The following is a 22,298-nucleotide window of genomic DNA, read 5'->3' as shown; positions in this document are numbered from 1 at the left end:
CCTGAGGTCGGTGTTCCGCGGCGCACCGAACGTGCGCCGCGGAACATCGACCTCAGGCGGCCGTCGCGCCGATCAGGTTCGCGAGCAGCGCGTCGTACTCGGCGACGAGCGCCGGATTCGCCGACGTGTAACGGCCGAGAATTTCGCGCTGGCGCCGCGCATACCCTTGCCAGTCGTCGTCGTGCGCGTGCAGCGCGCGCAGCAGCGCATCGGCGCCCTGCTGCACGTCGTTGTCCGGATAGTAGTAGCCGAGATCGGGCGCGAGGCTCGCGTTGTGCACGAGCGGATAGCCCTGCCAGCACACGTCGAAATAGAAATAGTTCAGCGGGTTCGACCATTGGTGCGACACGACGATATCGGTCAGGTCGGCCAGGAACAGCGGCGTATCGAAGCGCCCGACGAAGCTGGCCTTGCCCGCGCGCACGATGTCCAGGTAGTTCATCAGCATCACGAACTCGGGGCTGTCGTGCGCGAGGCGATCGGCGTTCGTCACGTGCGTGAAGCAGATCGCGTCGGGGTCGCGGCGATACGCTTCGTCGATGATCAGCATCGGATACACGCAGAACTTCACGACGTCGTGGTTCGGCTCCATCACCGTGAGCCGCTTGCCGGGCTCGCCGCGCGGCCGGTATTCGCCGTGCTCGGGCAGCGACCGCGCGCGTTCGGTGAGGAACATCGGGTCCCACACGAACGGCACGACGCGCCCCGGGCAGCGGCGCAGCGACTGCAGGAACGGCAGCGACGACGGCGCGATCTGCGGAATCGCCCACACCTCGTCGTAGCCGCGGTTGATGAACAGCGAATCCCACAGCCGGCGGCCGAACAGCATCGACTCCATCGCGTTGATGTACTCGACACCGCAGCAATAGCTGATCAGCTTCACGCCGCGCGCTTTCAGGTAGGCCGTCTGCTCGCCGTCGATCTGGCCGCCGAGCTCGATCACCACGTCGAGCGCGTCCTTCATGTCGGCGAACGCGCGCGTGTCGAACACGTTGCGATCCCACGGCAGGGCATCGGTCAGCGGCACGTCGGTCGTGTTGACCAGCGTCACGCGGTAGCCGTGCGGCGACGCCATCAGCAGCTTCGCGAGGAACAGCGCGTTCTGCTTGATGCCGTTGATCCACAGGCTTTCGTCGGGGGCACGCAATCCGATCGTGATACCGATGCGCAGGCCGGTCAGGACAGGAGACGTCATCGTCGGCAGGATGGAAGGTTGAACGGGAATGGCATGGCGCAGTGTAGCGCTTGACGCGCCGCCCGCGTCAAGCGGCGGCGATCCGGCATTCTAGCGGAGCGCCGGCCGCACACTGTCAGGGATGGTCAGCGGCCGCCCCGGCCGGGCCAATCCGCCCGATCGTTATGCGATACTCGTGCCGCCCGGCGGCCGGCTTTCTCGGCGCGTTCGGGCGCGCAGCACACGACCTCGCCGCACCACGATCAAGACCAGGGCACACAAAGCATGGAACATGATGCCGCGCAAGGCTTCCAGACCCTCCACGACGAACCGGGGCGGCGCTCGCGGGTCAGCGTATCCGGATGGCATGCCGAGCCGACGCGTACCGCGCGGATCGTGTGCGCGCTTCCCGGCATTCGGAGCGCGCGATGATCGTCCTCAGTCATTTCAGCCAGCACGCGCCCGCGAGCCTCGATAACCACCGCTGGTACGCGCAGGGGCACGGCTATCGTCACGAGATCGTCGATGCATCCTGCATGCCGCAGGCGCTGCCGCTGCGCCCGCTCCATCGCTACGAATCGCTGCTTCACGTGCTGCGCGGCGCGCAACCCGACGAACTCGTGCTGCTGCTCAGCGAAGATGCGGCGATCATCGAGCCCGTCGCGCTCGACCGCCTGATGACCGGGCGCGACATGCTGCTGGTCGATGCATTCGCGTCGCCGCTGCCGCAAGTCGACGTGCAGATCTGGCGCAACACGCCGGACGTGCGTGCGATCGTGATGCGGCTCGTGCAGCGCTGCAAGCTCGGCAGCGAGCCGAGGCTGACGTCGGAAGCCGCGCTGTTCGCGGAGCTCGATACGCATCGCTACATGACGCCGATCGACGGGCTGTACGCGGTCATGCCGTCCGGCCCCGACCTCGATCCGATGTGGAGCCGCGAACCGACGTTCGCGATCAGCCTCGACGACACGCCGCACGATCCCGAACGCAAAGGCGCGACGCCGCGCTTTCGCGACACGCTCGTCGCGTACGTCAATCGTTGCCGCGCCGCCGGCCGACCGCTGTTCGCGTTCGATCACGCGGCCGCAGCACCGGACGAAACCGCCGAGCGCAGCACGTACAACCCCGGCCGGCCGATCGCATTGATGATGCTGTACACGCCGAACATCGGCAGCTATGCACGCGTCGCCGAACGGAATTTCCGGCGCTACTGCGACGCGCACGGCTACACGCTGTACGTGCATCGCGACATCCCCGCCGAGATCGGGCTGAACGCCACGGGCAACTGGTTCAAGCCGTGGCTGCTGCACGCCTACCTGCAGCACCATGAATGGGTCGTGTGGCTCGATGCCGACGTGCTGATCGCGAACCAGCAGCAGCCGCTGGCGCCGCTGCTCGAAGGACGCGACTGGCTGCTCGCGCAGGATATCGGCCAATGGGCGTTCAATTCCGGCGTGATGGCGTTTCGCCGCACCGAACGCAACGACGCGATGCTGCGCGACCTGATGACGACGATCGCCGCGCTGCACGACCGCTCGAGCGTCTATGCGAGCGACGGCGACCAGCTGCATTTCATTCGCGCGATGGAGCGCGACGGGCAGTTGCAACGCGAAGGCGTGACCGACCTCGTCAGCCTCAACACGCCCTGGCTGTTTCGCCGCGCGGACAGCTACATCGTGCATTACTACGGCATGTGGTCCGCGATGCGTGCGCTGATGATGGCGCATGACGACGGGCTGCTGCCCTGACACAAGCGCCGCCATACCCTCGACGTACAAACACGACGCGCCGGCCGGATTCAACCGGACGGCGCGTCGTCGCATCAGGTGCCGTCGTCAGATCGCCGCGATCGTCGGCGCCACGGCCGCCGGGTCGGTGATGCTCGGCTTGCCGGTCTCGACGTGCCCCGCGATGCGGCGCGTCCAGCCGGCATTGCCCGCCACCGCGAACTGCAGGTCGTACCAGTGGCTGCTGCACGACAGGTCCCAATGCGCTTCGATGCGCTGCCCGGCCGGGACCGTCAGCGTGCGCGCCGCGCCGCCGTACGCGACATCGGTCGCCGTGACCGTGAGCGGGCCGGTGCCCGCATTGGCGATCGTCACGTAGACGTCGCCGTTCGCGGTGTCGTAGCACGGCGTGATTTCAGGCTTGGCCGCGGCATCCGCCGCCGCCGACCCCGCGAAGCGCCGGAAATAGCCGTTCGGCCCCCACACGCTCACCAGATAGTTGCCGTTCGCATCGAGCGCCCACGTATCGGTCAGCTGCTTGCCGGCTTCGACCGTATAGCGGCGCGGCATCGCGGTCGGGTCGCCCGTATAGACCCAGAAGTGCGCGCCCTGCGTGCCGGTATTCGCGAACGTCAGCACGTAGCCTTGCGCCTGAAGCTGGCCGGTGACGTGCAGTTCGTACGGCAGCGCGCGCGCCGGCCGCGTACCGGGTTCCTGCGCGGTCACGACCTGCTGCGCGGTGCTGGCCGGCGCGGTCTGCGACGACGCACGCGAGCATTGCAGGTCCGCCTGCGCGACGTACGCCTGCGTGTTCGGCAGGGTCGGCAGCGTCGCATCCGATTTCGAGAAGTCGAGCGCCGACGTCAGGTCGCCGCAGATCGCGCGGCGCCACGGCGAGATGTTGGTCTCCACCACGCCGAAGCGCTTTTCGATGAATTGCAGCACCGACGTGTGATCGAACACCTGCGAGCACACGAAGCCGCCCTTCGACCACGGCGACACGACGAACATCGGCACGCGCGGGCCGAGGCCGTAAGGCAGGTTGTCGGCCGTATAGGTGCCGGTTTGCGTCGCGGTCACGACGTTGTGCCGCTCGAGCGACACGTCGACGGTGCTCATGCCCGAGCCCGGCAGCGTCGGCGCCGACGGCGGCACGACATGGTCGAAGAAGCCGTCGTTCTCGTCGTACATGATCAGCAGGACGGTCTTGCTCCACACGTCCGGGTTGGACGTCAGCGCATCGAGGATCGTCGACAGGTAGTACGCGCCGTACAGCGGCGTGAACTTCGGATGCTCCGAATACGCGGCGGGCGGCAGCAGCCACGACACCTGCGGCAGCGCATTCGCCTGCACGTCGGCCTTCAACTGCGTGATCGGACGCGTGCTCATCCCGCGCGTCTGCAGCGACGAACCGGCCGGCGCATTCACGAAGTTGTTGAAGCACGCCAGCATGTTCGTGCCGTAGTTGCCGGTGAAGTTGTCGAACCCGGTGCCCTGCTGGTAGATCTGCCACGAGATGCCGGCTTGTTCGAGCCGTTCCGGGTAGGTCGTCCAGCTGAAAGGCGGCAACTGGATCTTGTCGAACTGGTTGTCGATGTAGTCGGTGTTGTCGAGCAGCGGGCCGCCGCCCGTGCCGAGCGGATCGACCATGCCCGTCATCAGGTACATGCGGTTCGGGTGCGTGTTGCCGGGGATCGAGCAGAAGTAGTTGTCGCACACCGTGAACGCATCCGCGAGCGCGTAGTGAAACGGGATGTCGTCGCGAACGTGATAGCCCATCGTCATGTTCGACTTCTGCACGGCCCACTGATCCGCGCGGCCGTTGTCGATCGCGCCGTGCGTCGTCGCCCACGTATGCGGCAGGCCGCCGATACATTGCGCGTTGACGCCCGGATTGGTCGTGTCGTAGCGGAACGGTGCGATCACGCTCGACTTGTCCTCCTGGCGCGGCTGGAACCACACCGGCTTGCCGTTCGGCAGCGTGACCGGAAAGCGGTCGTTGTAGCCGCGCACGCCGCTCAGGTGACCAAGGTAGTGGTCGAACGAGCGGTTCTCCTGCATGAACACGACGATGTGCTGCACGTCCTGGATCGTGCCCGTCACGGTGTTCGGCTCGATCGCCAGCGCCTTGCGGATCGATTCCGGCAGCAGTGCGGTGGCGGCGGTCGCGCCGGCGAGGCCGGCCGAGAACTTCAGAAAATCGCGTCGCGAATGAGTGGCCATGCTGGTTGCTCTTGATGGGTTTTCTGGTGGAAACGGCCGGTATCAGGAAGCGGGCGACGACGCAGGCGCGGTGAAGCCCGGCGGGCAGCGCATCTGCGCGGTGGCGACCACCGCGCCGCCGCACGCGGCCTTCTGCTGCGCGACGGGCGCGGCGGGTGCGGTCAGGTCGTCGTTGCAGGCGCCGAGGACGGCGGTCAGCGCGATCAGGCCGACAACCGCGAAAGGCCGTAGGGCCGACGTTCGCATAACGGTTCTCCGTGAGGATGATGACGTGACGCGGACGCGAACCCGCGCCGGTCATATCGACGCCGAGATGCTATGTTCGACTTGTTACACGACGGTGTCGAGGGGCGGGAAGATGGAGGTGCGCACTGCGCGTGGCACGCGATGGTGTGGCAGGAACGGCGAAGATCGTAAGGCCTTCGAAAGATGTATGTTGCTTAGGCGTATAGCTTCTTCGCGTGTTGTCGATATCGAAGCCGCATCGCCGCGGCCACGGCCACAGGCGTACGGAAAATTACGAAGCGCTTTCTTGCGGGCCGGCCGCCACGGCAACCGGCCCACGTACAGCAACAAGGTCTGCTCAGCCTTCCGCCATCATCAGCAACTGCGCGCCGTCCGCGACCTGATCGCCGACGCCGTACAGCACTTCAGCGACGACGCCCGCGCTCGGCGCGCCGATCGTGTGCTCCATCTTCATCGCTTCCATCACGATCAGCGGCGTACCGGCTTCGACCTTCTGCCCCGGCTCGACCAGCACCGCGATCACCTTGCCGGGCATCGGCGCGGTCAGGCGGCCACCGCCCTGCTCCGCGTCGCCCGCATGCGCGAGCAGGTTGCGCCATTCGAACGTCTCGGCCGCACCCTGCGTGAACACATGGAACGTGTCGCCGTCCGCATACACGCGGCCGCTGCTGCGCACGCCGCCAATCGTCACGTCGAAATCGAGCGGCGTGGCGCCGTGCGTCCACGCGAACGGTTGCACGGCCGCGTCGCCGATCGCGATGCGCATGCCCGCGCCGTCGTCTTCGTACGTGACCGTCACATCGGCTTCGCGATCGGTCGCATGCCATTCGAGCGTGCGGCGATAGCCGCCGTTCAGCCGCCAGTCCGGCAGCGAACTCCACGGCGACGCGTTTTCCTGCGCGGCGGCGCCCCGTTCGCGCGCGAGCAGCGCCGCGCAGGCGAGTGCAAGCGTCGCACGCGGCGGCTGTTGCGGCGCGAACAGCGCATCGTGGTTGCGCTCGATCAGGCCCGTGTCGAGATCGGCGATCGCGAACGGCTCGCACGCAACGATCCGCTGCAGGAACGCGGCGTTGGTATGCAGGCCGACCACTTCGCACGCGCGCAGCGCACGCAGCATCAGGCCCAGCGCTTCCGCACGATCCGCGCCGTGGACGATCAGCTTCGCGATCATCGGATCGTAGAACGGCGTGATCGCATCGCCTTCACGTACGCCGCTGTCGACGCGCACCGACGCCCCGATGTCGAACTCGACGCCTGCCGGCAACCGCAAATGCTTCAGCGTGCCCGTCGACGGCAGGAAGCCGCGCACCGGGTTCTCCGCGTAAAGGCGCGCTTCGAGCGCATGACCCTGCACGCGCAGTTCCTCCTGCTTCAGCGGCAGCGGCTCGCCGGACGCGACGCGCAGTTGCCATTCGACGAGATCCAGCCCCGTGACCATCTCGGTCACCGGGTGCTCGACCTGCAGGCGCGTGTTCATTTCCATGAAGTAGAACGCTTCGCCCGTCATGATGAATTCGACGGTGCCCGCGCCGACATAGCCGACCGCGCGCGCGGCCGCGACGGCCGCTTCGCCCATCGCCTGGCGCACGTCCTCATGCAGGCCCGGCGCCGGCGCTTCCTCGAGCACCTTCTGGTGACGGCGCTGCACCGAGCAGTCGCGATCGAACAGGTACACGGTATTGCCGTGCGTGTCGCCGAACACCTGCACTTCGACGTGACGCGGGCGCGTCAGGTATTTCTCGATCAGCACACGATCGTTGCCGAAGCTGCTTGCCGCCTCGCGCTGGCACGATGCGAGCGCCGCGGGAAAGTCCTCGGAGCGCTCGACCACGCGCATCCCCTTGCCGCCGCCGCCCGCGCTGGCTTTCAGCAACACCGGGTAGCCAATTTGATCGGCCTCGCGATGCAGGTTAGCCGCGTCCTGGTCATCGCCGTGATAGCCGGGCACGAGCGGCACGGCGGCCGCGTGCATCAGCGCCTTCGCGGCGGCCTTCGATCCCATCGCCGCGATCGCGTCGACCGGCGGCCCGATGAACACGATGCCGGCCGCTTCGCACGCTTGCGCGAAATCTTCGTTCTCCGACAGAAAACCGTAGCCGGGGTGAATCGCCTGCGCGCCGGTCGCACGCGCGGCGTCGATGATGCGCTCGATGCGCAGGTAGCTGTCTGCCGCGGCCGAGCCGCCGATATGTACGGCCTCGTCGCACGCGGCCACGTGTTTCGCGTTCGCATCCGCGTCGGAATAGACGGCGACGCTCGCGATCCCGAGACGTTTGCACGTCGCGGCGACGCGGCACGCGATTTCGCCGCGGTTGGCGATCAGAATCTTGTCGAACATGGCTTCGATGTCGTCCGGAAGGTTGAGGTCACGCGATCATTCACGCCACGACGGCGTGCGCTTTTCGAGGAAGGACGCGATCCCTTCACGCGCTTCCGCGCCGGCACGGGTCTTCGCGATCCACTCGGCGGTCTGCTCGATCAGCGTCGCGTCGAGCGCGCGGCCGGCCACATCGGCGACGAGCCGCTTGCAGGCCTTCACCGCGTCGGGGCCATTCGCGACGAGCGTCGCCGCCAGCTTCGCGACCGTTTCGTCGAGCGCGTCGGCCGGCACCGCATCGTGAATGAACCCGAGCGACGCGGCACGCGTGCTGTCGAACACCTCGGCCGTCGTGAAGTAGCGGCGCGCCGCACGCTCGCCCATCGCACGCACGACGTACGGCGCGATCGTCGCGGGAATCAGCCCGAGCCGCGCTTCCGACAGGCAGAACTTCACGCCGTCGGCGGCAATCGCGATGTCGGCCGCCGCGACGAGGCCCACGCCGCCCGCATACGCGTCGCCATGCACGCGCGCGATCACCGGCTTGCCGCAGCGATAAATCGCTTCGAGCATGCGCGCGAGCTTGCGCGCATCGGCGCGGTTCTCGTCGTCCGAGTAACCGGCCATCTTCTTCATCCAGTTCAGGTCCGCGCCCGCGCAGAATGCGGCGCCTTCCGCGGCCAGCACGATCGCGCGCACGCCTTCGTGCGCATCGAGCCATTCGAACGCGGTGGTCAGCTCGGCGATCGTCGTCTCGTTGAACGCGTTGCGCACGTCGGGACGCGCGAGCGTGACGGTCGCCACGCGGCCGGCCTCGCTTACCTTGATCGTTTCGTATCGCATCGGTCAGTCCTCCCGGGCGTTACATGCGGAACACGCCGAAGCGCGTGTCGTCGATCGGCGCGTTCATCGACGCGGCCAGGCCGAGGCCGAGCACGTCGCGCGTCTGCGCGGGGTCGATCACGCCGTCGTCCCACAGCCGCGCGCTCGCATAATACGGATGGCCCTGGCGCTCGTACTGATCGCGAATCGGCTGCTTGAACGCATCCTCTTCCTCGGCCGACCACGACCCGCCCTTCGCCTCGATGCCATCGCGACGCACGGTCGCGAGCACCGATGCGGCCTGCTCGCCGCCCATCACCGAAATGCGGGCATTCGGCCACATCCACAGGAAACGCGGGCCGAACGCGCGGCCGCACATCCCGTAGTTGCCGGCGCCGAACGAGCCGCCGATGATCACCGTGAACTTCGGCACCTTCGCGTTCGACACGGCCGTCACCATCTTCGCGCCATGCCGCGCGATGCCTTCGTTCTCGTACTTGCGACCGACCATGAAGCCCGTGATGTTCTGCAGGAACACGAGCGGGATCTTGCGCTGGCAGCACAGCTCGATGAAATGCGCGCCCTTCACCGCCGATTCGGAAAACAGGATGCCGTTGTTCGCGACGATCCCGACCGGATGGCCCCAGATGTGCGCGAAGCCCGTGACGAGCGTCGTGCCGAAGCGCGCCTTGAATTCGTCGAATTCCGAATCGTCGACGATGCGCGCGATCACCTCGCGCACGTCGAACGGCTTGCGCGTGTCGACCGGAATCACGCCGTACAGGCTCTTCGCGTCGTAGCGCGGCGGCTTCGGCTCGCGCAGCGCGAGCGGCGGCGCGATCTTCGGCGCGAGGTGACTGACGATGTTGCGCGCGATCGACAGCGCATGCGCGTCGTTCTGCGCGAGATGGTCGGCCACGCCCGACAGGCGCGTATGCACGTCGCCGCCGCCGAGATCCTCGGCGCTCACTTCCTCGCCGGTCGCGGCCTTCACGAGCGGCGGCCCGCCGAGGAAAATCGTGCCCTGGTCCTTCACGATGATCGACTCGTCGCTCATCGCCGGCACGTATGCGCCGCCGGCCGTGCACGAGCCCATCACGACGGCGATCTGCGCGATCCCCGCCGCCGACATCGTCGCCTGGTTGAAGAAGATGCGGCCGAAGTGGTCGCGATCGGGAAACACGTCGTCCTGGTTCGGCAGGTTCGCGCCGCCCGAATCGACGAGGTACACGCACGGCAGCCGGTTTTCCGCGGCGATTTCCTGCGCGCGTACGTGCTTCTTCACGGTGACCGGGTAGTACGTGCCGCCCTTGACCGTCGCGTCGTTGCACACGATCACGCATTCGCGGCCGGCGATGCGCCCGATCCCGGTGATGACGCCCGCGCCCGGCGCGTCGTCGTTGTACATGCCGTTCGCCGCGAGTTGCGAGAACTCGAGGAACGGCGCGCCCGGATCGAGCAGTTGCGCGATGCGGTCGCGCGGCAGCAGCTTGCCGCGCGACAGGTGCTTGTCGCGCGCGGCCTGGCCGCCGCCCTGCGCGAGCTGTTCGATCTTCGCGCGCAGGTCGGCGACGACCGCCTCGAGCGCCGCGGCATTCGCGCGGAAGTCTTCCGAACGCGGGTTCAGTTTCGATTCGATGATCGGCATCGACGGGGCTCCGTTCGCGTGACGTGGGGCGTTACATCGTTTCCGCGAACAGCTCGCGGCCGATCAGCATCCGGCGGATCTCGCTCGTGCCGGCGCCGATCTCGTAGAGCTTCGCATCGCGCCACAGCCGGCCGACCGGGTATTCGTTGATGTAGCCGTTGCCGCCGAGGATCTGGATCGCCTCGCCGGCCATCCACGTCGCCTTCTCGGCCGTGTAGAGGATCACGCCCGCGCAGTCCTTGCGCACCTGGCGAATATGGTCGCTGCCCGCCGAGTCGAGATGGCGGCCGACCGCATACAGGTACGCGCGACACGCCTGGAACGTCGTGTACATGTCGGCGACCTTGCCCTGGATCAGCTGGAACTCGCCGATCGCCTGGCCGAACTGCTTGCGGTCGTGGATGTACGGCACGACCGCGTCGAGACACGCGGCCATGATGCCCGTCGGGCCGCCCGACAGCACCGCGCGCTCGTAGTCGAGGCCGCTCATCAGCACCTTCACGCCGCCGTTCAGCTGGCCGAGGATGTTCTCTTCCGGCACCTCGACGTCCTGGAACACCAGCTCGCCCGTGTGCGAGCCGCGCATGCCGAGCTTGTCGAGCTTCTGCGCGACCGAGAAGCCCTTCATCCCCTTCTCGACGATGAATGCGGTGATGCCGCGCGGGCCGGCTTCGATATCGGTCTTCGCGTAGACGACCAGCGTGTCGCAATCGGGCCCGTTGGTGATCCACATCTTCGTGCCGTTCAGCACGTAGCGGTCGCCGCGCTTGTCCGCGCGCAGCTTCATGCTGACGACGTCGGAGCCGGCGTTCGGCTCGCTCATCGCGAGCGCGCCGATGTGTTCGCCCGACACGAGCTTCGGCAGGTACTTCTGCTTTTGCGCTTCGGTGCCGTTGCGGTGGATCTGGTTCACGCACAGGTTCGAGTGCGCGCCGTACGACAGGCCGATCGACGCCGATGCGCGCGAGATCTCTTCCATCGCGACCATGTGCGCGGTGTAGCCCATGTTCGCGCCGCCGTATTCCTCGGAGACGGTCATGCCGAGCACGCCGAGATCGCCGAACTTCTTCCACAGATCCATCGGGAACTGGTCGGTACGGTCGACCTCCGCCGCTCGCGGCGTGATTTCCTTCGCCGCAAACGTCGCGACGGCGTCGCGCAGCATCTCGATGTCTTCACCGAGCATGAATTGCACGCCGGGCAGGTTGATCATGTCTCCTCCGTCTTCAGAAAGTGTGTCGTACTCACCGATTTCTGAGTTTCGCTCAAATCGAATGAATACGTCGATTCATTGACCAATACAGCGGGAATTTTGCACAGTTTCGCGCCTCGCCGGGTTCGCCGTCAATAGTTTTATGAGTGATACTCAGATATGATGCAAGGATGACAGCCGCTCCCGCCGACACCATGACCGCCACCGCCAAAGCCGACCGCGCCGACTCGTCGCGCGCACCCGCCGGACGCAAATCCCAGCAGCGCGTGCAGGACATCCTGCGCGCCGGCCGTGAAGTGTTCGCCGAAAAAGGTTACGAGCATGCGACGGCCGCCGAGATCGCCCAGCGGGTGGGGGTGTCGGAGGCGACGGTGTTCAGCTATTTCCGCGGCAAACGCGAGCTGTGCGCGCGCGTGATCGCCGACTGGTACGACGAAATCATCGCCGCGTTCGAACACGGGATGCCGCGGGACGCGTCGGTACAGCAGCAGTTCGCGTTCATCGTGCGGACCCACCTGCGGCTGATGCTCGTGAACGGCACGGGATTGTGCGCACTGGTGCTGTCGGAAGGCCGCGCGAAGCAGCATGCGCTGAGCGACGAGCTCACCGCGCTGCAGCGCCGCTACACGGCGCCGCTGATGGACGTGCTCGCACGCGGCCAGGCGGCCGGGCAGGTTCGCGCGGATCTGCCGCTGAGCCTGCTGCGCTCGATGGTGTTCGGGCCGATGGAGCACGTGCTGTGGGACGCGATCCTCGGGCACCGCAAGCTCGATACGGAAACGACGGCCACGCAGTTGATCGACATGCTGTGGGCCGCCGTGCAGCCGCCGGCGCCGGAGCAGGCGGCGCTGGTGCGCTTCAGGAACGAAGTCGCGGAAGCGGTGCGGCGGCTGGAAGGCGAAGCGTCACGCGGATGACGGCCGAAGCGGCGCACGCCGCCCTTCTGCGCCATCGCTCCGGGCGCCGCGCCGTTACGAATCCTCGCTCACCCGCAGCGGCGCGCGGCTCTGCTCGTTGTTCAAATGCACGAACTTGCGTAGCAGACGCATCAGTTCCTGCGAATCGTCCTCGCCCATCCCGTCGAACAGCCCGGCCCGCAATTCCGTCACCGACGGAATCAGGTGGGTGAGCAGCTCGACGCCCGCCGGCGTCAACAGCAGGCGCCGCTGACGCCGCGGCAGCACTTCGCGGACGATCAAACCTTTCGCTTCGAGCCGGACCGCGAGATCGGCCGTGGTCGACGTGTCGAGCGCGACCCGCTGCGCGAGCGTCACCTGATCGAGCCCCGGATTCTCGTACAGCATCCGCAGCACCGCGTACTGCACGGGCGTCACGTCCCGGCCCAGCTTCTCGTAGAACATTGCGACCGCGATCTGGTGCGCGCGCCGGATCAAGTGCCCGGGTTCGTCGTACAGGTCGATCGGGAAAGCCGGCAGGTCGGCGGGAGTCGTTTTTTCCATGAATGAGTCGATGACATAGGCGGCACGCACCGGTTGCGCGCACCGTCGGCATGGCGCTGCTTCGCGCCATTTCCCGGGAAAACCAGTATACCGCCCGCCTTGCCCCGGCCCATATCGATGAGTACACTGAATCTCATTCAGTACACGGAATGAAGATCGGGCCGCCTCCCCGGCGGCACCGCCCCGAAGGAGACAAGGAACATGTTTCTCAAGAACGCGTGGTACGTGGCATGCACGCCCGACGAGATCGACGGCAAGCCGCTGGGCCGCAAGATCTGCAACGAATCGATGGTGCTGTACCGCGCGGCGGACGGCCAGGTCGCGGCGCTCGAGGATTTCTGCCCGCACCGCGGCGCGCCGCTGTCGCTCGGGTTCGTGCGCGACGGCGTGCTCGTGTGCGGCTATCACGGGCTCGAAATGGGCTGCAACGGCAAGCCGGCCGGCATGCCGGGCCAGCGCGTCGGCGGGTTTCCGTCGATTCGCAGCTTCCCGGCGGTCGAGCGGTACGGCTTCGTGTGGGTCTGGCCGGGCGATGCGTCCGAAGCCGATCCCGCCAAACTGCCGGCGCTCGCCTGGGCCGAGGACCCGGCCTGGGCGCACGGCGGCGGCCTGTATCACATCCGCTGCGATTACCGGCTGATGATCGACAACCTGATGGACCTCACGCACGAAACCTACGTGCATGCGTCGAGCATCGGCCAGAAGGAAATCGACGAAGCGCCGCCGAAGACCACCAGCCATGGCGACGAAGTCGTCACGAGCCGCTTCATGGAAAACGTGATGCCGCCGCCGTTCTGGCGAATGGCGCTGCGCGGCAACGGCCTCGCCGACGACATCCCGGTCGACCGCTGGCAGATCTGCCGCTTCACGCCGCCGAGCCACGTGATGATCGAAGTAGGCGTCGCGCATGCGGGCCACGGCGGCTACGATGCGCCGCCGAACAAGAAGGCGTCGTCGATCGTGGTCGACTTCATCACGCCCGAGACCGACACGTCGATCTGGTACTTCTGGGGGATGGCGCGCAACTTCCGGCCCGACGACGCCGCGCTGACCGCCGAGATCCGCGAAGGCCAGGGCAAGATCTTCGCGGAGGATCTCGAGATGCTCGAGCGCCAGCAGCGCAATCTCGAGCAATGGCCCGAGCGCACGCTCCTCAAGCTCAACATCGATGCCGGCGGCGTGCTGTCGCGCAAGGTGATCGACCGGCTGCTCGCCGCCGAACACGCGGCGAGCCCGCAGCGGCCCGTGATTCCGGTCGCGCAGGTCAAGGCAGCGTCATGAGCGGCGCGACCTTGACGGTTCGGGTCGCGCGCAAGTGGCAGGAAGCGCGCGACATCTGCGGCTTCGAACTCGTCAGCGATGACGGCTCGCCCTTGCCGCGCTTCGACGCAGGCGCCCATATCGACGTGCATCTGCCGGGCGGGCTCGTGCGCCAGTACTCGCTGTGCAACCATCCGGAGCAACGCGATCGCTATCAGATCGCGGTGCTGCGCGAGGCCGACGGTCGCGGCGGGTCGCGCGCGATTCACGACGAAGTCCGGCAAGGCGATACCGTGCGGATTGGCCTGCCGCGCAATCAATTCCCGCTCGCGCCCGACGCGCCGCACCATCTGCTGCTCGCCGGCGGGATCGGTGTCACGCCGATTCTCGCCATGGCGGAACGGCTGTGTTCGGCCGGCATGCCGTTCGACATGCATTACTGCGCGCGTTCGACCGATCGCATGGCCTTCGTCGAGCGGATCAACACGGCGGGGTTTCACGATCGCGTCCGCTTCCACGTCGACGACGGCGATCCCGCGCAGCGCTTCGATCTGGCTGCCGTGCTCGCCGCCGCGCCCGACGGCACGCATCTGTACGTATGCGGCCCGCGCGGCTTCATGGATGCGGCGCTGAACGCCGCGCGTGAGCGCGACTGGAGCGAAGCCCGGCTGCACTACGAGTTCTTCGGCGGCGCGGTCGTGTCGTCCGGCGCCGACCGCGCATTCCAGGTGCAAATCGCGAGCAGCGGCAAGGTGATCGACGTGCCGGCCGAATGCACGGTGATCGCGGCACTGGCGGCGAACGGCGTCGACGTGCTGACGTCGTGCGAGCAAGGCGTGTGCGGTACCTGCCTGACCCGCGTGCTCGAAGGCGAGCCCGATCATCGTGATACGTACTTGACCGACGACGAAAAGGCGGCCGGCGACCAGTTCATGCCGTGCTGCTCACGATCACGAACCGACCTGCTGGTACTCGATCTGTAGATCCGCAGGCGGTAGACGGACCGCCCGACACGCGGCGGCTGACCACCCTACGGGAGACGATCGATGGCGCATCCTGTCCGGCCGTCAATCAAGATCGCGCGCGGCGCGTGATCGAGCGGCTGCTGCTGCACCCCGAGCGGGCTCGCCCCTCGCACGCCGGCGCCCGCCCATCGCTCAACTCAATCGGCGAGCCGGCAATGCGCGAGCTTCAACCCCGGCAGCACCGGCGCATCGATATAGCCTTCGTTCACGCAGCTGAACCGGAACGCCGACGACGTGACGAACGGCTTGATCTCGCCGCCGGGGAATTTCGGCTTCAGCGCATCCTGGTCAGGCACGTCGAAATGCGTGTCGAACTGCTCACCGTCGGCCGTCAGCGCGCCGAAGTACGTGCCGCCCGGGTCGCTGCCCATCCGGATCACGGCGCCGACGAACGTGAGGCGCTTGCCGTCGTACTTCGTCTTCGCGGCGGCCATGTCCTGCGTATAGGCCTCGATCACGGCGCCGTAGTGCGCGTCGATCGCGGGTTCGGCGTTCGAAGCCGCACAGGCGGCCTGCTGAACGCCCGCCAGCAGCGCGCAGGCCGCAAGCGCGGCCGCCGCGAACGGCGCGGAAATCTTCTTCATGGGTGGTCTCCCGTCTAGCGTGGTGGTTGAAATGATCGAAGCCCGGCGCGATGCCGATTGAATGCGCTTGCGTCGCTTTAATCGTTCGAATGGCGGTACACGGCTGCGATCACTTCATCGCCCGCACGCGCGTGCGCGGTGCGTGGCGTCGCGCCGAACGCGACGGGACAGGAAGATGACATGGTGCGGCCCCCGGCTCTCTCGTTGAATTTCACTGCGTCTGATTTTGGCCGCTACGGTAGCAGACGGCCGACAGCCCGGCAACCGAGTACCGCGCATGGCCGGCCGCCCCATTACAATTGAAAACGATTCTCATTACATATATAATGCGCACGCTGATCCCACCGCAACACTGCCACCCGCCACACGATCCTTAGCATTCCTCTTCCTGCATCGATTCATGCCATCCCGTCGAACGCCCTGCCGCGCCCGGACCTTGCATCCGTGGCGCATGCCCCTGCCTGCCCTGCTCACCCTGTGCGTCGCGAGCGGCGCGCACGCGGCCGGCGCCGAACCCGTGGCGCCCGCGCCCGCCGCTGCATCGACCACCGAACACGAACTCCCGGCCATCAGCATCAACGCCTCGGCCGCCGTCGATCCGACGATCGGCTATCAGCCGCGCACGACGAGCATCGCGGGCGGCGACGACCGGGCGCTGAAAGAGATTCCGCAATCGGTCGCGGTGGTCAGCAGCAGCGTGATGCAGGACCAGCAGGCGCGCTCGCTCGACGACGTGCTCGGCAACATCAGCGGCGTCACGCAGACCAACACGCTCGGCGGCACGCGCGACGCGTTCATCAAGCGCGGCTTCGGATCGAACAACGACGGCTCGGTGCTGGTCGACGGCGTGCGCACGCCGGTGCTGCACAGCTATCTCGCGACGATCGATCGCGTCGAAGTACTGAAGGGCCCCGCTTCGCTGCTGTACGGGATGCAGGACCCGGGCGGCGTGATCAACCTCGTCACGCGCAAGCCGGAAGACACGTTCGGCGGCTCGATCTCCGCGTCGCGCACGAACCACGGCGGCAGCAACGCACAGTTCGATCTCACGGGGCCGCTCGGCAAGCCCGGCCAGGTCGCGGGCGGCACGCTCGCCTTCCGGCTGACCGGCGAATACGACACGAGCCGCTACTGGCGCAGCTTCGGCCGCGAACGCAACGCGCTGATCGCGCCCGCGCTGTCGTGGCACGACGCGAACACGTCGATCGACGTCAGCTACCAGTACGTCGACTACACGATGCCGTTCGACCGCGGCACCGTGCTCGTGAACGGCCAGCTCGACGATGCACTGCGCTATCGCCGCTACGAGGAAGCGTGGTCGCAAAGCAGCGGCATCCAGGAAACGCTGCGCACGCGCATCGAGCACCGCTTCTCCGATGCATGGCGCGTGCGCGCGACCTACGGCTGGGGCCGCGACCGCTACGACCAATACATCACCCGCGCCACCGCGTTCAACAGCAGAACCGGCGCGCTGACGCGCTCGTCCGACGCGAACCTCGGGCGCAACGATTCCGACCAGATCGCGACGCTCGGCCTGCTCGGCAACGTGACGCTCGCGGGGATGCAGCACGCGATCTACGTCGGCGGTGAATACGAGCGGCAGCGCAGCTTCCGCGGCGACACGATCCGCGGCAAGGCGACGACGGGCTTCAATCTCTACGATCCCGTGTACGGCCTGCTCGCGCCGGGCGGCATGCCCAACGCGAAGCAGAGCGATTCGCGCTCGGTCGTGCATGCGTATTCGACGATCGTGCAGGATTCGGTGAAGATCACCGACCGCCTCACCGCGGTGGGCGGGCTGCGCTGGGAAAACTGGCAGCAGGAATCGGGGATGGGCCGGCCGTTCGCGTTCGCCGACCGCTCGCGCGGCAGCGTCTGGCTGCCGCAGTTCGGGCTCGCGTATGCGCTCACGCCGGCGCTCACCGCCTATGCGAACGTGAGCCGCTCGTTCAAGCCGAACGTCGCGTCGAACGTCGCGGCGCCGCTCGCGCCGGAATACGGCCGCGTGCTCGAGGCCGGGCTGAAGTTCAGCTTGAAGCCCGCGATCACGGGCACGCTCGCCGTGTACCAGATCGACAAGCGCAACGTCGCGGTCACGGTCGGCGACATCACGTCGACGATCGGCACCGCGCGCTCGCGCGGGATCGAGCTCGACGTGGCCGGGCAGATCACGCGCCACCTGAGCGTGATCGGCAGCTATGCGTATACGAACGCGAACGATCGTGACAGCAACACGCCGCTCGTCAACGTCGCGCGCCACACGGGCAGCCTGTTCGCGGTATACGACACGGCCATCGCGAGCCTGCCCGGGCGCTGGCGCTTCGGCGGCGGCGCGCGTCTCGTCGGCGCCCGCTCCGGCGACACGGCGAACAGCTTCACGCTGCCCGGCTACGTGAGCGTCGACGCGTTCGCGGCGTACGAAACGACGATCGGCAAGTTTCCGACCCGCTTCCAGCTCAACGTGAAGAACCTGCTCGACAAGACCTACTATCCGTCGAGCAACAGCAACCTGATCGTCGCGGTCGGCGAGCCGCGGCTCGTCACGCTGACGACGACGGTATCGTTCTGACGCCCCGGCGTGCTCACGGACGCCAGCGATACACGACGATGCTCGACCCGTTGTAGTTGTCCTTCGTGATCACGTACTCGCCGGTCGAACGCAGGTACGCGCGCACGCCGTACATCGAATCGACGTCGTTGCCGACGTCCATCGCCGACGGGTTCGAATTCGTCAGCGTCGTAACGAGCGCGCCGGTGTTCAGGTCGTATATGTCGATGTTCGGCACCGTGTGCACATAGCCGACGAACAGGTAGTGGCCGGCCGCCGCGATCGATTTCGGGTTCGCGCTCGTCAGGTTGATCACCGGGTTCGGCGCGCTCGTGTTGCCGTTCTTCCAGCCGTGATAAACCTCGATGTGCCCGTTCATCGCGGTCCAGTCCCAGTTGCCTGCCAGGCCTTGCGCCAGGATCATCGTGTCGCTGTCGGCCTGGTAGATGATGCGCGTGACGGGCGCCACGCTGCTCGGCACGGCCGTCGTCACCGGCTTGCCCCACGACGGCTTGCCGGTCGCGTCGAAGCCCGTCATCGGGTAGCGCGTGATCACGTTGGAGCCGTTCAGGCCGGCCCACACGTCGCCGTTGCCGTCGATGTCGAAACCGGCCGTCACCTGCAGCGTCGTGTTGAACGGCTTGCCGGGCAGCGAACCGGCCGGAATCGCGATGTAGCCGCTCGCGGTGTTGAAGTAGTAGAAGTTGAAGTTGCCCGGGTTCTGGCCCGACGCGACGAGGATCCGGTTGCCGCCGACGCTCACGAGCTGCCCGAAGTGCTGGCCGCGCTGATAGTCGTTCATGTCGAGGCGCGGGTCCTTCGGATAGGTGAACGGGTCGACCGTGTTCGCGACGAACGTGCCGCCCGCCGTGCCCGTATATATGTTGTTGCCGCTATAGAACAACGTCCCGTCCGTCACCGGATCGGGCGCGGCGATTCCCTCGAAGTTCAGCGCCTGCAGCTTCCATTGCAGCGTGCCGACCGGGCTGTACGCATGCAGATCGGTGCTGCCGTTGCGGCCGAGATCCCAGCCGCCGCCCCAGGCGTTGTTCAGCACGTACAGGTTGCCGGCCGCATCCTTGCCGAGCGCCGCGACGCGCGTGAAGCGCTTGTCGCCGACCTGCCCCTTGATGCCCGTCGTCGTGTCGAGATAGCCGCCCTGCACGCCGAACGTGCCGACCTGCACCGGCAGCCCGGGCAGCCCGCCGTATAGCTTGATGTTCATGTCGGGCCCTTCGTCGCCCACCATCAACCGGCCCATCGACGCATCGAAGTACAGCGACGCCGGCCGCGCGCCGGCCGCCATCTGGAGCGTGTTCATCGCCGTACCGGTCGGGCTGAACTGCGCGACGACGCCTGCGCTCTTGCGCGCGACCCACAGGTTGCCGGCCGCATCGAGCGCCAGCGCGCCGGGGCCTGTGACGCCGATGTCGCGCTGCCACACGCCATCGGTCGTATAGACGCGCACGCGGTTGCCGTAGAAGTCGCTCACGTACAGCAGGTTGCCGCCCGTCGCGAGGCCCGTGATCACGTCCGCATACTGGATGCCCGTCCACGTGCTGACCGGAATGCGCAGGTCGCGCTGGTTCGTGCTCCGGTTGTAGCGGCCCACCGAGCCGCTGCCGAACGTGCGGTTGTAGCCGAGCGCGACGAACAGCGACGTCGAATTGCCGGTGATCGCGCCGCCATGGAATTCGTCGTGGATGCCGATCGTGCCGAGCGGCTGGCCGTTCTGGTAGATCGCGACGCCGCCCGCGTTCTCGTCCCAGCGCGACGCCGTGTAGATCACGCCTTCGGGCGCGACCCACATCGAGCGCGCGCCGTTGCCGACGTGCGAGGCCAGCGTGCCGTACGTGTTCGCGAGCCAGTCGGTCGAGTATTGCGCCTGCGCGTGGCTAGCCGGCGCCAGCATTGCCATGCACATGATCAGCAACGCCGCGCGGATTTGTTTCATTGACATGAATAATGCTCCCAGACGAACAATGATCGACACTGTAAATCGCGGCGCGTGAAATATTGGTGATTCGGGTAAATCCACATTCGCCGTTCCCCCGAATTATTCACTCCACGCGTTTTGCCGTACGGCGCTTTTTCGTCAACGATCGCAAAATCTCGCAAACCGCCCCACGACGGCCTGCCAGCCATGCTGTTTCAGCGCATTTCCCGGCATTTTGTTCCGGGTCATTCAATGCGAATACGTCATTTTTTCTGATATGACCGCATTGCCTTTTCATTCCCCGGAAGTCACTTTGATTATTACAAATCGAAATCAAAATGAAAGAGAAAAAATATTGTCCGGCGCGATCGGTTTTTTGCGATTTCGCGCACGGAAGGCGGAGCGGGAGGGAAAGGGGGAATACGGAGGGGAAAACCGCGCACCGGCCGTACCGGCACGCGGCGGCGATCGTTCAGCTCGCCGGATCGCGCGTCGGGCCGGCCGTCGAGTATTTCGGCAGCGCATCGACGACGTCGATCACGCGTGGCCGGTGGAACAGTGCATCGTCGGCTGCGGACGAGCATGCCGACAACGGGGCCCGCATCGGCTGCGGGCCCCGTTGCACGCGCAACGACTGCTGCGTCAGAACTTCTGGCGCAGCCCGAGGCTCACGATCGCCTGCGACCGCGAATCGGACGAATGGCCGTTCGCCTTGTCGGACACCGACGCGGTCGCGTCCACCGGCCGGCCGAGCGCGTCGAGCGTCGTGCCGGACGCATGCTGGTACGCGCCGAGCAGGTACACGCTGGTGCGCTTCGACAGGTCGTAGACCGCGCCGAGCGTGACGTTGTGATACTGCGCGCGGTTGTCGATACCGTCGACGTCGCTGCCGCGCGTGTAGCTGTAGCCCGCGAACAGCTGCGTCTGCGGCTGCACGTTCCAGCGCGTGAACACGCCCGCGACGTTGAACGTCGCATGACCGCTGAACAGCGACTGCGCGCCGCCGCGGTACTGCACGTTGCTGTAGTTCACGCCGACGACGGCCGGGCCGAAGTCGTACGTCGCGCCGGTCGCGATCACCTGCTGCGACTGCGCGCTCGCATAGCCTTCGTTGATCGACGAATTGAACAGCCCGTCGTCGGTGCTCTGCCACTTGCCCGCCGTCGGGTCGGTCGCGCCCTTCTTGCTGTTGTCCGAGCGCTCGTAGCCGACGCCCACACGCAACGGGCCGGCCGCGTATGCGGCGCCGACGCTCCACGTGTTGCGCTGCTTCATGCTGCCCGGCTGGCCGCCGAAGCCGTACAGTGCGCCGAACGTGAAGCCCGAGTAGTTCGCGCTCGTGTACTTGATCGAGCTGTCGACGCGCGCGGTCTGGTCGAGATCGTCGATGTCGCCCGGGTGCGCGCCGAAGCCGCCGATGAACGACGACGGGCCGACCGGGCTCACGAAATCGTCGAGCGACGTGTACTGGCGGCCGAGCGTGACCGTGCCGTAGCGATCGCTGCCGACGCCGACGAACGCCTGCCGGCCGAACTGGCGGCCGCCCTGGCCGGACGTGCCGTTGGTGATGTCGAAGCCGTTCTCGAGGACGAACAGCGCGCGCATCCCGCCGCCGAGATTCTCGGAACCCTTGATCCCCCACCGGCTGCCGGACAGGTTGCCGGTCGTGAGCCCGACGCTCGAATGCCCGGTGTACGCGCCCGCCGAGCCGACCCGTTCGTTGCTGCGATAGGTCACGCCCGCGTCGACGATGCCGTACAGCGTGACGGAGCTTTGCGCGGCGGCGACACCCGCGAGCGAGAGCAGCAGCGGCGCTGCGATCAGTTGCTTGTTCATCAGTTGCTCCGAGAAACCCCGCCATTGATGGCGGGAAGGAAAGGAATGCTGTTGACAGGCAGCTTCTTCCACGGGTTAGGATCACCGGCATGATTCTTGTCTACCGCTACCGGGTGAAATCGCTCAACGGACTGCTTAACAAGCAGAGCCGTGCGGTGAACTACGTCTGGAACTTCTGCAACGACACGCAGAAACACGCGCTCAAGTGGGGCAAAAAGTGGCCTACAGGATTCGACCTGAACGTGCTGACGACCGGCAGCAGCAAGGAACTCGGTATTC

General features: G+C 66.7%; 17 protein-coding genes and 1 pseudogene. 6 read left to right on the top strand and 12 right to left on the bottom strand.

Features of this window, described 5'->3' with window-relative positions:
* Window positions 1–52 precede the first annotated feature (52 nt).
* A complete protein-coding gene (locus H3O04_RS21105) occupies window positions 53–1,195 on the bottom strand; it encodes a DUF2827 domain-containing protein (protein WP_202588386.1) in 1,143 nt (380 codons plus the stop codon).
* A gap of 407 nt (window positions 1,196–1,602) precedes the next feature.
* Between H3O04_RS21105 and H3O04_RS21100 the strand changes: the two genes are divergently transcribed.
* Window positions 1,603–2,922: a galactosyl transferase GMA12/MNN10 domain protein gene (locus H3O04_RS21100; protein ID WP_202588385.1), complete on the top strand. Its 1,320-nt coding sequence runs from the start codon at window positions 1,603–1,605 to the stop codon at window positions 2,920–2,922.
* An 87-nt stretch (window positions 2,923–3,009) separates the two neighbouring features.
* On the opposite strand, the gene H3O04_RS21095 is transcribed toward H3O04_RS21100, so the two are convergent.
* The 6 genes from H3O04_RS21095 to H3O04_RS21070 all read right to left on the bottom strand — a co-directional run bounded on the left by H3O04_RS21095 (window position 3,010) and on the right by H3O04_RS21070 (window position 11,370).
* Window positions 3,010–5,124, bottom strand: a complete 2,115-nt coding sequence (locus tag H3O04_RS21095) for a phosphocholine-specific phospholipase C (RefSeq protein WP_202588384.1) — start codon at window positions 5,122–5,124, stop codon at window positions 3,010–3,012.
* Window positions 5,125–5,166: 42 nt separating this feature from the next.
* Window positions 5,167–5,370 (bottom strand): hypothetical protein, encoded by a 204-nt coding sequence (locus tag H3O04_RS21090; protein ID WP_011694854.1) that lies wholly within the window; start codon window positions 5,368–5,370, stop codon window positions 5,167–5,169.
* Between the two features lie 337 nt (window positions 5,371–5,707).
* Complete coding sequence (locus H3O04_RS21085; protein ID WP_202588383.1) at window positions 5,708–7,708, bottom strand: acetyl/propionyl/methylcrotonyl-CoA carboxylase subunit alpha; 2,001 nt, start codon at window positions 7,706–7,708, stop codon at window positions 5,708–5,710.
* 36 nt (window positions 7,709–7,744) lie between these two features.
* Window positions 7,745–8,530, bottom strand: a complete 786-nt coding sequence (locus H3O04_RS21080) for an enoyl-CoA hydratase/isomerase family protein (protein ID WP_011546952.1) — start codon at window positions 8,528–8,530, stop codon at window positions 7,745–7,747.
* Window positions 8,531–8,549: 19 nt separating this feature from the next.
* Entirely contained in the window at window positions 8,550–10,157 is a 1,608-nt protein-coding gene (locus tag H3O04_RS21075; protein ID WP_006480548.1) for a carboxyl transferase domain-containing protein, read from the bottom strand.
* Between the two features lie 31 nt (window positions 10,158–10,188).
* Entirely contained in the window at window positions 10,189–11,370 is a 1,182-nt protein-coding gene (locus tag H3O04_RS21070; protein ID WP_006480547.1) for an isovaleryl-CoA dehydrogenase, read from the bottom strand.
* A gap of 170 nt (window positions 11,371–11,540) precedes the next feature.
* Between H3O04_RS21070 and H3O04_RS21065 the strand changes: the two genes are divergently transcribed.
* Entirely contained in the window at window positions 11,541–12,287 is a 747-nt protein-coding gene (locus H3O04_RS21065; protein ID WP_023475697.1) for a TetR/AcrR family transcriptional regulator, read from the top strand.
* A gap of 54 nt (window positions 12,288–12,341) precedes the next feature.
* Here H3O04_RS21065 and H3O04_RS21060 read toward each other — a convergent pair whose 3' ends face one another.
* On the bottom strand, window positions 12,342–12,830 hold the full coding sequence (locus tag H3O04_RS21060; RefSeq protein WP_006480545.1) for a MarR family winged helix-turn-helix transcriptional regulator: 489 nt from the start codon (window positions 12,828–12,830) through the stop codon (window positions 12,342–12,344).
* Between the two features lie 201 nt (window positions 12,831–13,031).
* Between H3O04_RS21060 and H3O04_RS21055 the strand changes: the two genes are divergently transcribed.
* Together H3O04_RS21055 and H3O04_RS21050 are read left to right on the top strand one after the other, a co-directional pair.
* Entirely contained in the window at window positions 13,032–14,111 is a 1,080-nt protein-coding gene (locus H3O04_RS21055) for an aromatic ring-hydroxylating dioxygenase subunit alpha (RefSeq protein WP_011546949.1), read from the top strand.
* On the top strand, window positions 14,108–15,073 hold the full coding sequence (locus H3O04_RS21050; protein ID WP_202588382.1) for a PDR/VanB family oxidoreductase: 966 nt from the start codon (window positions 14,108–14,110) through the stop codon (window positions 15,071–15,073). The genes H3O04_RS21055 and H3O04_RS21050 overlap by 4 nt, the downstream gene beginning before the upstream one ends.
* A gap of 179 nt (window positions 15,074–15,252) precedes the next feature.
* On the opposite strand, the gene H3O04_RS21045 is transcribed toward H3O04_RS21050, so the two are convergent.
* Window positions 15,253–15,699 carry a hypothetical protein gene (locus tag H3O04_RS21045; protein WP_202588381.1) on the bottom strand — a complete coding sequence of 149 codons (447 nt, stop codon included), beginning with the start codon at window positions 15,697–15,699 and terminating at the stop codon, window positions 15,253–15,255.
* 400 nt (window positions 15,700–16,099) lie between these two features.
* On the opposite strand from H3O04_RS21045, the gene H3O04_RS21040 reads away from it, so the two are divergent.
* The gene (locus H3O04_RS21040; RefSeq protein WP_202588380.1) at window positions 16,100–18,268 is read left to right on the top strand and encodes a TonB-dependent siderophore receptor; all 2,169 of its coding nucleotides are present in this window, start codon (window positions 16,100–16,102) and stop codon (window positions 18,266–18,268) included.
* 13 nt (window positions 18,269–18,281) lie between these two features.
* On the opposite strand, the gene H3O04_RS21035 is transcribed toward H3O04_RS21040, so the two are convergent.
* The 3 genes from H3O04_RS21035 to H3O04_RS21025 form a co-directional block, all read right to left on the bottom strand.
* A complete protein-coding gene (locus H3O04_RS21035) occupies window positions 18,282–20,207 on the bottom strand; it encodes an SMP-30/gluconolaconase/LRE-like region family protein (protein WP_202588379.1) in 1,926 nt (641 codons plus the stop codon).
* Window positions 20,208–20,655: 448 nt separating this feature from the next.
* Window positions 20,656–20,808, bottom strand: a complete 153-nt coding sequence (locus H3O04_RS21030; RefSeq protein WP_202588378.1) for a hypothetical protein — start codon at window positions 20,806–20,808, stop codon at window positions 20,656–20,658.
* Window positions 20,809–20,825: 17 nt separating this feature from the next.
* The gene (locus H3O04_RS21025) at window positions 20,826–22,019 is read right to left on the bottom strand and encodes a porin (protein ID WP_202588377.1); all 1,194 of its coding nucleotides are present in this window, start codon (window positions 22,017–22,019) and stop codon (window positions 20,826–20,828) included.
* An 89-nt stretch (window positions 22,020–22,108) separates the two neighbouring features.
* On the opposite strand from H3O04_RS21025, the pseudogene H3O04_RS21020 reads away from it, so the two are divergent.
* Window positions 22,109–22,298: pseudogene (locus H3O04_RS21020) on the top strand (RNA-guided endonuclease InsQ/TnpB family protein); the annotation flags it as partial.

The organism is Burkholderia sp. KCJ3K979 (assembly GCF_016759955.1).
GTDB classification, from domain to species: domain Bacteria; phylum Pseudomonadota; class Gammaproteobacteria; order Burkholderiales; family Burkholderiaceae; genus Burkholderia; species Burkholderia orbicola.
Note: the sequence above shows the minus strand (reverse complement) of the source record. Positions and strands in the feature narration are given on the sequence as shown.

Coding starts and splice junctions, on each gene's coding strand:
- H3O04_RS21105 (WP_202588386.1), bottom strand. CDS start 1,195: ATGACGTCTCCTGTCCTGACCGGCCTGCGCATCGGTATCACGATCGGA.
- H3O04_RS21100 (WP_202588385.1), top strand. CDS start 1,603: ATGATCGTCCTCAGTCATTTCAGCCAGCACGCGCCCGCGAGCCTCGAT.
- H3O04_RS21095 (WP_202588384.1), bottom strand. CDS start 5,124: ATGGCCACTCATTCGCGACGCGATTTTCTGAAGTTCTCGGCCGGCCTC.
- H3O04_RS21090 (WP_011694854.1), bottom strand. CDS start 5,370: ATGCGAACGTCGGCCCTACGGCCTTTCGCGGTTGTCGGCCTGATCGCG.
- H3O04_RS21085 (WP_202588383.1), bottom strand. CDS start 7,708: ATGTTCGACAAGATTCTGATCGCCAACCGCGGCGAAATCGCGTGCCGC.
- H3O04_RS21080 (WP_011546952.1), bottom strand. CDS start 8,530: ATGCGATACGAAACGATCAAGGTAAGCGAGGCCGGCCGCGTGGCGACC.
- H3O04_RS21075 (WP_006480548.1), bottom strand. CDS start 10,157: ATGCCGATCATCGAATCGAAACTGAACCCGCGTTCGGAAGACTTCCGC.
- H3O04_RS21070 (WP_006480547.1), bottom strand. CDS start 11,370: ATGATCAACCTGCCCGGCGTGCAATTCATGCTCGGTGAAGACATCGAG.
- H3O04_RS21065 (WP_023475697.1), top strand. CDS start 11,541: ATGACAGCCGCTCCCGCCGACACCATGACCGCCACCGCCAAAGCCGAC.
- H3O04_RS21060 (WP_006480545.1), bottom strand. CDS start 12,830: ATGGAAAAAACGACTCCCGCCGACCTGCCGGCTTTCCCGATCGACCTG.
- H3O04_RS21055 (WP_011546949.1), top strand. CDS start 13,032: ATGTTTCTCAAGAACGCGTGGTACGTGGCATGCACGCCCGACGAGATC.
- H3O04_RS21050 (WP_202588382.1), top strand. CDS start 14,108: ATGAGCGGCGCGACCTTGACGGTTCGGGTCGCGCGCAAGTGGCAGGAA.
- H3O04_RS21045 (WP_202588381.1), bottom strand. CDS start 15,699: ATGAAGAAGATTTCCGCGCCGTTCGCGGCGGCCGCGCTTGCGGCCTGC.
- H3O04_RS21040 (WP_202588380.1), top strand. CDS start 16,100: ATGCCATCCCGTCGAACGCCCTGCCGCGCCCGGACCTTGCATCCGTGG.
- H3O04_RS21035 (WP_202588379.1), bottom strand. CDS start 20,207: ATGTCAATGAAACAAATCCGCGCGGCGTTGCTGATCATGTGCATGGCA.
- H3O04_RS21025 (WP_202588377.1), bottom strand. CDS start 22,019: ATGAACAAGCAACTGATCGCAGCGCCGCTGCTGCTCTCGCTCGCGGGT.